Source organism: Amycolatopsis acidiphila (assembly GCF_021391495.1).
Classification (GTDB): domain Bacteria; phylum Actinomycetota; class Actinomycetes; order Mycobacteriales; family Pseudonocardiaceae; genus Amycolatopsis_E; species Amycolatopsis_E acidiphila.
In genome coordinates this window covers 5,512,906-5,524,144 of the sequence record NZ_CP090063.1, presented here as the reverse complement: position 1 = coordinate 5,524,144, position 11,239 = coordinate 5,512,906, and the positions used below count along the sequence as shown (strand labels likewise).

At 67.2% G+C, this 11,239-nt stretch carries 12 protein-coding genes and 2 pseudogenes; 10 read left to right on the top strand and 4 right to left on the bottom strand.

Features of this window, described 5'->3' with window-relative positions; genetic code table 11:
* Window positions 1-55 precede the first annotated feature (55 nt).
* Entirely contained in the window at window positions 56-691 is a 636-nt protein-coding gene (locus tag LWP59_RS27045) for a GntR family transcriptional regulator (protein WP_144635789.1), read from the bottom strand.
* 234 nt (window positions 692-925) lie between these two features.
* Window positions 926-1,324 (bottom strand): SCP2 sterol-binding domain-containing protein, encoded by a 399-nt coding sequence (locus LWP59_RS27040; protein ID WP_144635792.1) that lies wholly within the window; start codon window positions 1,322-1,324, stop codon window positions 926-928.
* 167 nt (window positions 1,325-1,491) lie between these two features.
* On the opposite strand from LWP59_RS27040, the gene LWP59_RS27035 reads away from it, so the two are divergent.
* The 9 genes from LWP59_RS27035 to LWP59_RS26995 all read left to right on the top strand — a co-directional run bounded on the left by LWP59_RS27035 (window position 1,492) and on the right by LWP59_RS26995 (window position 7,993).
* Entirely contained in the window at window positions 1,492-2,880 is a 1,389-nt protein-coding gene (locus LWP59_RS27035; protein ID WP_144635795.1) for a Rieske 2Fe-2S domain-containing protein, read from the top strand.
* Between the two features lie 5 nt (window positions 2,881-2,885).
* Window positions 2,886-3,404, top strand: a complete 519-nt coding sequence (locus tag LWP59_RS27030; protein ID WP_144635797.1) for an aromatic-ring-hydroxylating dioxygenase subunit beta — start codon at window positions 2,886-2,888, stop codon at window positions 3,402-3,404.
* Window positions 3,405-3,417: 13 nt separating this feature from the next.
* Complete coding sequence (locus LWP59_RS27025; protein WP_144635800.1) at window positions 3,418-3,690, top strand: dihydrodiol dehydrogenase; 273 nt, start codon at window positions 3,418-3,420, stop codon at window positions 3,688-3,690.
* A gap of 5 nt (window positions 3,691-3,695) precedes the next feature.
* Window positions 3,696-4,511 carry a 3-(cis-5,6-dihydroxycyclohexa-1,3-dien-1-yl)propanoate dehydrogenase gene (gene hcaB, locus LWP59_RS27020; protein WP_144635803.1) on the top strand — a complete coding sequence of 272 codons (816 nt, stop codon included), beginning with the start codon at window positions 3,696-3,698 and terminating at the stop codon, window positions 4,509-4,511.
* Between the two features lie 85 nt (window positions 4,512-4,596).
* Window positions 4,597-4,854 (top strand): rubredoxin, encoded by a 258-nt coding sequence (locus LWP59_RS27015; RefSeq protein ID WP_144635806.1) that lies wholly within the window; start codon window positions 4,597-4,599, stop codon window positions 4,852-4,854.
* Window positions 4,851-6,638 carry an electron transfer flavoprotein gene (locus tag LWP59_RS27010; protein WP_144635809.1) on the top strand — a complete coding sequence of 596 codons (1,788 nt, stop codon included), beginning with the start codon at window positions 4,851-4,853 and terminating at the stop codon, window positions 6,636-6,638. Before LWP59_RS27015 ends, LWP59_RS27010 begins: the two co-directional genes overlap by 4 nt.
* A gap of 57 nt (window positions 6,639-6,695) precedes the next feature.
* Complete coding sequence (locus LWP59_RS27005; protein ID WP_186383129.1) at window positions 6,696-7,259, top strand: flavin reductase family protein; 564 nt, start codon at window positions 6,696-6,698, stop codon at window positions 7,257-7,259.
* A gap of 44 nt (window positions 7,260-7,303) precedes the next feature.
* Entirely contained in the window at window positions 7,304-7,603 is a 300-nt protein-coding gene (locus tag LWP59_RS27000; protein WP_186383130.1) for a hypothetical protein, read from the top strand.
* A gap of 27 nt (window positions 7,604-7,630) precedes the next feature.
* Entirely contained in the window at window positions 7,631-7,993 is a 363-nt protein-coding gene (locus LWP59_RS26995) for a hypothetical protein (RefSeq protein WP_186383131.1), read from the top strand.
* On the opposite strand, the pseudogene LWP59_RS26990 reads toward LWP59_RS26995, so the two are convergent.
* Window positions 7,901-9,222 (bottom strand): annotated as a pseudogene (locus LWP59_RS26990) (IS701 family transposase). The gene LWP59_RS26995 and the pseudogene LWP59_RS26990 overlap by 93 nt on opposite strands.
* Window positions 9,223-9,328: 106 nt before the next feature.
* On the opposite strand from LWP59_RS26990, the pseudogene LWP59_RS26985 reads away from it, so the two are divergent.
* Window positions 9,329-10,224 (top strand): annotated as a pseudogene (locus LWP59_RS26985) (IS5 family transposase).
* Window positions 10,225-10,533: 309 nt separating this feature from the next.
* On the opposite strand, the gene LWP59_RS26980 reads toward LWP59_RS26985, so the two are convergent.
* On the bottom strand, window positions 10,534-11,187 hold the full coding sequence (locus LWP59_RS26980) for a TetR/AcrR family transcriptional regulator (RefSeq protein WP_144635815.1): 654 nt from the start codon (window positions 11,185-11,187) through the stop codon (window positions 10,534-10,536).
* Window positions 11,188-11,239 lie beyond the last annotated feature (52 nt).

The following is an 11,239-nucleotide window of genomic DNA, read 5'->3' as shown; positions in this document are numbered from 1 at the left end:
AACGGAAATCGGGTGTCATGGCCGTTCGGCATGACACCCGATCGAGTGGGGCAGACTACACTTCCACGAACTTCCAGAACCGCGAAACGTGCTGCTCCATGAGCTTGCCCGCCCGATCCGCGTCCCGGTGCTCGATCGCCTTTGCGATTTCCGTGTGCTCGGCCTGCGCCTTCGCCAGGTCGGTGCTCAACCGGTTCTTCTGGAGATAAAAGTCGTTGAGGTCCCAGGTGTCCATGGCCAGTTCGGCCAGGCGTCGGTTGCCGCCGGCCGCCAGGATGGCGGAGTGGAAGTCCCGGTTGGCCCCGGCGAAGGCAAGTGCGTCGTTCTGCTTGGCTGGGCCGTTGCCGCGCACGAGCATCTCGCGGATCTCGGCCAGTTGGCTATCGGTGGCGGTGAGTGCCGCGAGTCGGGCGCCTGCCCCTTCGAGAATGCCCGCCACCGCGAAGTGGTCGCGCACCTTGCGTTCGTCCGGGATGGTCACCTGGCATCCGACCTGTGGAATGATCGAGATGAATCCGGCGGCGGCCAGCCGCATCACCGCGTCCATCACCGGCCTTCGGCTCACGCCGAACTCCGTGGCCAGTTCGTACGTGCTGAGGATCTCGCCGAACTGATGGCGTCCCTCGAGCAGTTGGGTGAGGAGCGCTTTGTAGATCTGGTCTGTTTTGGTGACTGATGCGATCACGGGCATGGGGCTATCCAGCCCTTCGGTGTGGGGAAGGTCAGTGCTGGTGTACTGGTGCTCACGCAGAGATTCTAGCGTGTCAGTGCGAAGCCGGGGCTGCTGCCGACATGGAACCGTGAAGCGGTCCGTCGTTCGACCGGGTGGCGCAGCGGTCTCGTGCCGTATCGTGGCAGCGCGCTGAAGCCGGAGCGGGGCCCGCTCCGGCTTCAGACAGGCGCGGGCCGTGGCCCGCGACTTCGTTCAGTCCACCGACCAGTCGGTGTCGTCGATCTGGCCGAACATCTTCATGGCGGCTTCGAGGCCGGGCAGGTTGGCCAGTGCCACCGACATGGAACCGCGGAACTTGACCTTCCGGGTGACCATCGCCGTGGCGGCGGGCAGATCGCCTTGGCCGAGGCGCTGCCAGGTCTCCACCTTCGCCGTCAGCACGAAGTCCGGCTTCACGCCTTCGGCCGGCGCTCCGGCACGCACGACTTCGCCGGCGTTGACCTGGATCTGGCCTGCGCGGCTCTCGTTCTCCGCGAGCCGGTATTCGACGACCATGCTCAGCTTCTTGAGGCCCTCACGCGTCGCATCCGTAGTGTTCCAGAGCTCGGCGTAGGACTTCATCCACTCCGGCGACAGGACGGGTGTTCCCATGGTGCGCTCTCCTTCGGTTCGCCTCCGCGGCGGACAAGTAGGGTTTGACAACGGGACTGAAGATACTAGTATCTTAGAAAGTCAGTCAAGCTGTTGCCGCGGTCCTGACCCATTGCGGGCCCGCGCTTTTCAGAGGAGACAAAGATGTCTGACGCCAAGGTGGTCACATGTTGAGGGACGAACTCCGGCAGATCCTCGAGAAGGGTTTGCGTGACGTAGAGGCCGACTGGACCGTTCCGGCCGGGATTATCAACGACCCGGAGATGCACGACGCCGAGCGTGAGCGCGTGTTCGGCCGTTCGTGGGTGTTCCTCGCGCACGACAGCGAAATCCCGGAGCGCGGCGACTACGTCGTCCGCTACATCTCCGAAGATCAGTTCATCGTCTGCCGGGACGAAGACGGCGAAATCCGCGGACACCTGAACAGTTGCCGCCATCGCGGCATGCAGGTATGTCGCGCGGAAATGGGAAACGCCTCCCACTTTCGCTGCCCGTACCACGGCTGGACCTACAACAACAAAGGCAGTCTCGTCGGCGTACCGGCCGGGCGCGAGGCGTATGGCAACAAGCTGGATAAGTCCCTGTGGCAACTCAAGCCGGTCCCTAAACTCGACACCTACAAGGGTTTGATCTTCGGCTGCCTCGATCCGGAGGCCCAGTCGCTCGAGGACTACCTCGGGGACATGAAGTTCTACCTCGACATCGTGCTGGACCGCAGTGACGCCGGGCTGGAGGTCATCGGCGCCCCGCAGCGATGGGTCGTGGACGCGAACTGGAAGCTCGGTGCCGACAACTTCATCGGCGACGCCTACCACACGATGATGACGCACCGGTCCATGGTGGAACTCGGGCTCGCCCCGCCGGACCCGAAGTTCGCGCTCTATGGCGAGCACGTGCACACCGAGAACGGCCACGGCCTCGGCATCATCGGTCCACCGCCGGGTATCCCGCTGCCCGAATTCCTGGGCATGCCGGAGAACATCGTCGAGCAGTTGCAGCGCCGGCTTTCGCCGGAGCAGGTCGAGGTGTTCCGGCCGGTCGCGTTCATCCACGGCACCGTGTTCCCGAACCTGTCGATCGGCAACTTCCTGATGTCGAAGGACCACGTCTCGCCGCCGACGTCGTTCCTCACGCTGCGGCTGTGGCACCCGCTCGGCCCGGACAAGATGGAGATCATGTCCTTCTTCCTGGTCGAGAAGGAGGCGCCGGACTGGTACAAGGAGGAGAGCTACCAGGCGTACGTGCGCACGTTCGGTATTTCCGGGGCCTTCGAGCAGGACGACGCCGAAAACTGGCGCAGCATCACCCGCGTGCTGGGCGCCCAGTACGCCAAGACCATGGAGCTCAACTACCAGATGGGCCGCGGCCTCTACGAGCCCGACCCCGACTGGCCCGGTCCCGGCAAGGCGTTCCCGATGGACTACGCCGAGGCCAACCAGCGCAACTTCATGGAGTACTGGATGCAGCTGATGGTCACGGATCCGGTGCCGCACACCGGAAACGGCAAGGTGTCCGACGGTACCGCGGCCGAAGCGCTGGCACGGGCGGAGGCCTAGGACCGATGACCACTGCAACGGAGATCACCGACACGACGGTGCGTGAAGTCACCGAATGGCTCTTCACCGAAGCCGAATTGCTCGACGGCGGCAAGTACCGGGAGTGGCTGGACCTGGTGGCCGAGGACCTGTCCTACGTCGTGCCGCTGCGCGTCACGCGCGAACGCGAGGCCGAGACGGACATCGTCGAGGGAATGACCCTCATGGACGACGACTGGGACTCGATGGAAATGCGGGTCCTGCGCTTGGAGACCGAGTACGCGTGGGCGGAGGACCCGCCGTCGCGGTCGCGGCACTTCGTCACCAACATCCGGGTCGCCGCCGGCGGTTCGGCGGATGAACTGACGGTCAAGTCGAACCTGCTGCTCTACCGCACCCGCGGTGACGTCGCGACGTTCGACATCCTCTCCGGCGAGCGCCACGACGTGCTCCGCCGGGTGGCAAGTGGCTACCGGCTCGCCAAGCGGGTGGTCGTGCTCGACCAGACCACCGTCATGACCCACAACCTCGCCCTGATCATGTGACGGAGGCAGTTCGATGACCATCATTCACAACGAGGGCCAGGACCCGATCATCCAGATCGCCAACGAGTTCACGGTGATCCAGGTCAGCTACACCAGCACCGGCCAGCGCGAACGCCTGCTCGTCAGCTCGCCCCGGCTCGGGTTCCAGACCCTGCTCGACCCGCTGCAGCTGGAAAGCCTCACCTGGCAGACGCCGGAGATTTATTCGAAGCTGCTCGACACCCCGTACGGCCCCGGCACGGAGCTCAACGCGCGCCCGCTGTCGGCTCTGTTCGGAAAGGACTGATTCCCTTGGGTTTCCTGGACGGGAAGGTCGCCCTGGTCACCGGTGGTGGATCGGGTATCGGCCGGGCGGTGGTCGATCTCTACGTGCGCGAGGGCGCCAAGGTCGGGATCCTCGAGATCTCGCCCGAGAAGGCACGGGACCTGCAGGAGAAACTGCCCCGCGACGTCGTGGTCGTGACGCAGGGCGACGCGACTTCCATGCGGGACAACGAACGTGCCGTCGCGGACGTGACGGACGCGTTCGGGTCGTTGACCACGCTCGTGTGCGCGGTCGGGGTGTTCGACTACTTCACCGAGATCCCGCAGCTGCCGAAGGACAAGATCAGCGAGGCGTTCGACCAGCTCTTCGCCGTCAACGTGAAGAGCAACCTGCTGAGTGTGAAGGCGGCGCTGGACCAGCTGATCGAGAACCGGGGCCAGGTCATCCTCACCATTTCCAACGCCGGGTTCTACGCCGGGGGCGGCGGTCCGCTCTACGTGTCGTCGAAGTTCGCCGTCCGCGGTCTGGTTACCGAGTTGGCGTACGAACTTTCTCCACACGTGCGGGTCAACGGAGTGGCGCCCGGTGGCACGATCACCGACCTGCGGGGGATTCCCGCGCTCGCCAACGAAGGTCAGTCGCTGAAGGACGTCCCGGACATCGAAGGCCTGATCAAGGGAATCAACCCCCTGGGCGTCGTCGCCCAGCCGGATGACCACTCCTGGGCCTACGCGTTCCTCGCCGCCAAAGAACGCGCACCCGCGGTCACCGGCACGATCATCCACAGCGACGGCGGGTTGGGTGTGCGCGGGATGACGCGCATGGCGGGGCTCGAGCCCTGATCCGACACTGCACAAAGCGGGGAGACGGCCTCGGAAACCCCTCGTTGCGGGGCCGTCTCCCTTCCACCCTCGAAAGGAGGCGTCGATGAAGACGCTGGTGGCTACCGAAGAAACCCAGGCCGACCCGGCCACCGCGCTATGGATCTGCGATGTCTGCCAGGACGTGTACGACCCCCGCCTCGGCGACCCCGAAGGCGGGATCGAGCCCGGCACGCCGTTCGGCGACATCCCCGACGACTGGGTCTGCCCGGTGTGCGGGGCACGCAAGAAGGAGTTCCGGATGCTCGCGCCGGGCGACGAGTACGACGTCGAGGACGACGCGTATGCGGGAGCGCAGGGGTGAGCACGCCGGGCCGCATCCTCGTCTGCCTCAAGCAGGTCCCGGTGCCGGGCCGGGGGGTCTTCGACGAACGTACGAAACGGATCCGCCGGGACGACGACCAGGCCGTCACCAACCCGCTGGACCTGCACGCGCTGGCGCAGGGGATGGCCCTGCGGGCGCAGACCGGGTGGGAGGTGGTGGCTGTGACGATGGGGCCGCCTGCGGCCGCGGAGACACTGCTCGACGCGCTGCGCCGGGGCGCCGACCGTGCCGTGCACCTCGTCGACCGCCGCTTCGCCGGTGCCGACACCCTGGCGACGGCCCGCGCGCTCGCCCGGCTCGTCGAACGGGAGCGCCCGGACCTGGTGCTCACTGGGCGAGCGACGCTCGACGGTGGTACCGCACAGGTCGGCCCGCAGATCGCGGAGCTGGCCGCGCTGCCGCAGCTGACCCAGGCCACGAACCTGCGGATCGGCGACGGTGTCCTCGCGGCCGACGTCGAAACCGACGTCGGCCGCGAAGTCTGGACCGTCGCGATGCCCGCGGTGATCTCGATCGGGCGGGGCACCGAACCGCCGTGGGTGACCGAGGCCGATCCCTCGGCAGTCGAGACCCTCACCGCCGAGGACCTCGGGGGAGGACCGCGCGACTTCGGCACCCGGGGTTCGCCGACCTTCGTCGCCGAGATCCGGCACGAAGCGCGGAAGCGATCGACGGAGTACGTCAGTGTCGGGTTCGATGCCGCGGAACTGTTGGAGGTCGCTTTCGCGCCGGCCGCGCCCGAGGCCGAGGTCGTCGTCCCCGCGCCGTCGCGCCAGATCTGGGCGGTCGCCGAGCCATTGCCCGCCGGCGGCCTGCACCCGGCGAGTCTGGAAGCACTCGCCTGTGCCCGCTCGGTCGCAGGTGAGCTGCGGGCCAGTGTCGTCGCGGTGCTGCCGTGCGACCGGCCGCAGGAGTTCCCGCGCGTGCTCTACGCGCACGGGGCGGACCGGGTGCTGGTGCTGCGTGGCACCGAGCCGGCGGAGTACCGTACGGATCTGGTCACCGATGCGCTGAGCACGGCGATCGCCGCGCATTCGCCGTTCGCGGTGATCGCCCCGTTTACCGCCCGCGGCCGCGACTACGCCCCGCGTGTCGCGGCCCGCCTCGGCCTCGGCCTTACGGGCGACTTCACCGCGCTGGAAGTGCGTGACGCGGACACCGATGAGCCGGATTTGCTGTGGCTCAAACCAGCACTGTCGGCGGATGTGGTCGCGCCGGTGATCGCGCACTCCACGCCGTCGATGGGCACGCTACGGCCTGGTTCGTTCGCGGTGCGAGCCGTTCGCGACCAGCGAGAACCCGACGTCGAGTTCGCCGGCCGTAGCGGGGCGGGCGACGACCTGTGCAACGCGGTCGAGCGCCGGGTCGAGATTCCGGATGCCCCGAGGCTCGCCGCGGCCCGGCTGGTCATCGGGCTCGGTCCGGGCCTCGGCACTGGTGCTCGCCGGGTCGCCGAGCGCGTCGCAACGACCCCGGGGATCGCGCTCGTCGCGACATCGGCCGCGGTGGCCGCCGGGGAGGCGCCGCCACAGCTCGAGATCGGGCCGCTGGCACGCAGCATCGCTCCCGCGGTTTACCTCGGGCTCGGGAGGCACGACCTCGGCACGCTCCAGGCGGTCAAGGCCGCCCGCCGGGTCGTCGTCGTCGACCCGGGCGCCTGGCTCGACGCGTTCACCGGTCTCGTGGACGCCGTCGTGACCGCGAACGTGGAGGGGGTACTGCTGGACTTGTTACTGGCGGCCTCTCGCCCGGTCGCGAGTTGAGCGCCATGATCACTGGCTTCTGATACCACAATTAGCTCTAGAATCCTAGGAGGATCAATGGACACCGCCGCGTCGGTGGCGAGCGTCGACCCTCGGCGGTTCCGTGACGCCATGGGTCGGTTCGCCACCGGCATCACGATCGTCAGCACGCCGACCCCGGCGGGACCGCACTGCATGACCGCGAACGGCTTCATGTCGGTGTCACTCGCTCCCGCCCTCGTCGTGGTGTCCATCGCCAAACGCGCCAAGATGCACGACTTCCTCCTGGCCAGCGGCGTCTACGGGGTCAGCGTGCTCGCCGCGGACCAAGAACCCGTCAGCAAGCACTTCAGCGGCCGGCCGGACCCGAACCTGCGACCACGGTTTGACGACCAGTCCGGGGTCCCCCTCGTGGCCGGGGCGCTGGCGCAGGTGGGTGCGGAGATCGTCGACGCCCACCCCGCCGGCGACCACACGTTGTTCCTCGGTCAGGTGCGCCACCTCGCCGACGGCGTGGGCGAGCCGCTGGTGTTCCACGCCGGTCGCTACCGCCACCTGCTCAGCCCCGCGGCGGACTCGGAGTACTCCGACGCCTGGTCCGGCTTCTGCCTGGATCCGTTCGGTCCCCCTTCCGCCGCCTGAATTCGGAGGTAACGGATGCCCGCCCGCCTGATCCGGTCACTACCGTGAGCACCGCCGTCCGCGACGCCGCGGATCTGCTGCAGAACGCCGTCGACACGGGCAAGCCGTGCCTACCGATCCGCGATCTGTTCACTTTCGGCGACATCAGGGCCGCCTACGCGGTGCAACGGCTGAACACCGAGCGCGCGCTGGCCGCAGGACGGCGGTTGGCGGGCCGCAAGATCGGCCTGACCTCGCCGGCCGTCCAGCGCCAGCTGGGTGTCGCACAGCCCGATTTTGGTGCGCTGTTCGCCGACATGGCCGTGGCCGAGGGCGGGACCGTGCCCGCCGGCCGGCTGCTGTAGCCGAAAGTTGAGGCCGAGGTCGCGCTCGTGCTGACCGACGACCTGCCAGATCCGGACTGCACCGCGACGGATTTGGTGCGCGCCACCGGCTTCACGGCGGCCGCGTTGGAGATCGTGGACAGCCGGATCACTGACTGGGACATCTCCATCGTCGACACGGTCGCGGACAATGCGCCGTCCGGCCTGTTCGTGCTGGGCGGCACCCGGGTGCCGCCCGACCGCGTGGACCTGCGGACGGTGCGGATGACGTTGTCCCGCCACGGCACCGTGGTGTCGGAGGGCAGCGGTGCCGACTGCCTAGTACTCCAGCCGCACTTCGTTATGTTGGTGCTGTCTTCGCTGGTAGTGGCTGGTTTTCGCGCGATGCTGGTGGCGTCGCCGCCAGTATGACCAGGCCTGGATGCGGCACCATCGCGGTGCGGCGTGGATCAGATGTGCCAGCAGACGGCGGACTTCGCCGAGGGTGAGCGGGATGAGGCCGCGGCCAGGACTTTTGGGGACACCGCTGCCGTGACCGCGAGATAGGTGTGCGCGAGCATCGCCAGGGTGATGTGGCGGTACCAGGCGTCGTAACGTCGGACTTGGTAGTGGTCAAGGCCGACTTCGTTCTTGGCGGTCTGGAAGCATTCCTCGATGGCCCATCGGGCACCCGCGACCCGGACCAACTCCTCGTCCGGTGTGGTCGCGGGGGCGCAGCACAGGTAGTAGGCGAGTTCGGGTTCCGCTCTGGTGGGAGTGATCTGGCGGCGGACGAGCAGGCGTCGAGTCCACCCGTCGGGGGTGTGCTCGCCGATCGTGGGGATCGTGGCGGTGGCCCAGTCATAGAGGCGTGGTCCTTTGGCTCCGTCACCCGCTGCGCGGCGCTTCCAGATCTCGGGTGGCGCCTGCGCAAGGAGGTGATCCGCTCGTGCGGTGGCGAACCCGCCGGCGGGTAAGGGCTGGCTGCGGGGGACGGCCACGACGTAGCCGATGTTGTGCTGTTCCAGCCAGGATCGGAACTTGTTGTCTTGGCCGTAGGCTTCGTCAGCGCTCACCCATCGTGCGGGGACACCGGCCGCGAACGCGCGGGCGAGCATCGCCTTGGCCAGGGTGGTCTTCGTCGCGAACTCGACCTCGTCTGGCACCGCCGCGTCTCGACAACGCTCGCGGTCGGCGATCCAGGATTTCGGCAGATATAGCTCGCGATCGACGAGAGTGCGCCCTCTCGTTGTGGTGTAGGCGAGGAACACGCCGAGTTGGCAGTTCTCGATCCGGCCCGCGGTCCCGGAGTACTGGCGCTGCACCCCGGCGGATTTGGTGCCTTTCTTGAGGAACCCGGTCTCGTCCACGACCAGGACACCGCCCGGGTCGCCGAGGTGTTCCACGGCAAAGGCCCGCACCTCGTCGCGGACACCGTCGGCATCCCAGGCGGCGGCGTTCAGCAGCCGCTGCATGCCATCCGGGGTAGTGTCTCCGGCGATCTCGGCCAGGGTCCAGCCGTTCTTGTCCGCCAACGGCGCTAACAAGCCTCGCACGTAGGCGCGGGCACGTCGGCGAGGCTCGGCCCGGAAGAACCGGCCCGCGACCCGCCCGAACAACTCCTCAAGGCCCGCCGCCCACGTCGAGACGTCCTCATCCACCCACACAAGATCGAGAACCTATCAGAGCAAGATCACGAAGTGCGGCTGGAGTACTAGGGAGTGTCCTGTAATTGATCTAGCTGTGGGTCTGGTTTGATCTTGGGCCATGGTGGGTCGGGGTGAGTTGACGGATCGGGCGTGGGCGCGAATTGAGCCGTTGCTGCCGGTGTCGGGTCGGGGGCGGCGGTGGCGGGATCACCGGCAGGTGATCAACGCGATTCTGTGGAAGCTGCGCACCGGGGCGCCGTGGCGTGACCTGCCCGAACGTTACGGTCCTTGGAAGACCGCGCATGAACGGTTGCGGTTGTGGACTGCGGATGGGACCTGGCAGAAGATCCTGGACGAGGTGATCGTCAAGGACGACTCGATCGGCGAGGTCGAGTGGGTGATCTCGGTCGACTCCAGTGTGGTGCGAGCACATCAGCATGCTGCTGGGGCTCGGAAAAAGGGGGCTGCACGCCCGCCATCGAGGCGCTCGCGGTCGACGGGGAAGGACTCGGCCGGTCCCGGGGCGGACTGAGCACGAAAATCCATCTTGCGGTCGATGGGCGCGGGCTGCCGATGCGGGTGCTGCTCACCGCCGGTCAGGCTGGGGACAACCCGCAACTGCTGCCGCTGCTGGATGGCGTTCAGGTGGCCCGGATCGGGCCGGGCCACCCGCGGTGTCGGCCCGAGATGGTCATCGCGGACAAGGCCTATTCGCATCCCTCGACCCGGCAGGCGATGCGGGATCGGCGAGTCCGGTTCACCAGCCCGGAACGGGAGGACCAGATCGCCCGCCGCGCGGCGAAAGGTTCCCGCGGCGGGCGTCCTCCCGCTTTCGATGCCGAGGCCTACAAACGGCGAAACGTGGTCGAACGCTGCTTCAACAGGCTCAAACAGTTCCGCGGCCTGGCCACCCGCTACGCCAAACGCGCCGCCTACTACCAAGCCGCGCTATTACTGGACTGGCAGCCGCCTCGTTCCTCTCGACCCCGTGCCGTCCGACAACCCCGAAGCTAGCCCAAGCCGACGGTAACGCCACACGAATGGTTCTGTCCGCGAGTTTCGACCGCGTTTCTCTGTGGGAACCGACCGCACTCCGCTCGGCTGGGACGCTCGTGTTCGCGAACGATGACCGCACCTGGGTCCACGGGGCACAGACCGGCCTTCCTCGACCATGACGGCTTCGGCCGGAGCGACGTTGCAGGTCCAGGTAGAGCGCGCGCAGCGAAGCGAGACGGATGTCCGACGTCCTGTGCATCCGCTTCGAGCTCATCACATCTCGACGGTTCGTAGCACTCATTAAGAGGTTGGGGGCCGCGCTGGCGGCTACCGATCTTCGAGTACGCCGACAGCGGGGAGCACCGCGAATGTCTGTACGTAGTCGATGGCTGCCTGCAGGGCGTCTTTCAGCGGGGCGATGTCGCGGGCGACCTGGGCGAGGAGCATGCCGCCCTGAAAAGCGGAGAGCAGGAGGTAGGCCAGTCGGGTGGGATCCGCCTCAGCGCTGATGCGGCCCAGCCTCTGCATCCGTTCGAGTCCATCTCGGAAGATGTCTCTCCACTGCTCGAACGCGCTCGTGAGTTCCGCGCGAACGTCAAGGTCGGTCTTGATGATCTCGCCGGCGAGCGAGCCGAGGCTGCAGCCTTCCTGGTAGGAGTGTTCGTAGGCGACGTAGAAGCCCGCCCATTCCCGAAGCGAGTCGAGGCTTTCAAAGTGGCCGAACCGCTCACTGCGATGGAACGTGAGGACGCGCTCGGCCTGCCACTCGATGACCGCGAGGACAAGGCTCTCCTTGGTCGGGAAGTAGTGGTTGAGCTGTGACCCGCTGATGCCTGCTGCGCGACGGAGCTGCTCGTTGTTCGTCGCGTGGACGCCCTTGGTGTAGATGAGCTCCGCGGCGTGCTCGAGGATGCGGGCTCGGGTCGCCTGTCCCTTGTCCGTGAGCTTCTGCGGCACCCGAGCTTCCGTTGTGGCTTCCATACTTCACACGATATCCCAGATTGGGCTTGACAGCCCACATTCGTTTGGTGTT

Coding starts and splice junctions, on each gene's coding strand:
- LWP59_RS27045 (WP_144635789.1), bottom strand. CDS start 691: ATGCCCGTGATCGCATCAGTCACCAAAACAGACCAGATCTACAAAGCG.
- LWP59_RS27040 (WP_144635792.1), bottom strand. CDS start 1,324: ATGGGAACACCCGTCCTGTCGCCGGAGTGGATGAAGTCCTACGCCGAG.
- LWP59_RS27035 (WP_144635795.1), top strand. CDS start 1,492: ATGTTGAGGGACGAACTCCGGCAGATCCTCGAGAAGGGTTTGCGTGAC.
- LWP59_RS27030 (WP_144635797.1), top strand. CDS start 2,886: ATGACCACTGCAACGGAGATCACCGACACGACGGTGCGTGAAGTCACC.
- LWP59_RS27025 (WP_144635800.1), top strand. CDS start 3,418: ATGACCATCATTCACAACGAGGGCCAGGACCCGATCATCCAGATCGCC.
- LWP59_RS27015 (WP_144635806.1), top strand. CDS start 4,597: ATGAAGACGCTGGTGGCTACCGAAGAAACCCAGGCCGACCCGGCCACC.
- LWP59_RS27005 (WP_186383129.1), top strand. CDS start 6,696: ATGGACACCGCCGCGTCGGTGGCGAGCGTCGACCCTCGGCGGTTCCGT.
- LWP59_RS26980 (WP_144635815.1), bottom strand. CDS start 11,187: ATGGAAGCCACAACGGAAGCTCGGGTGCCGCAGAAGCTCACGGACAAG.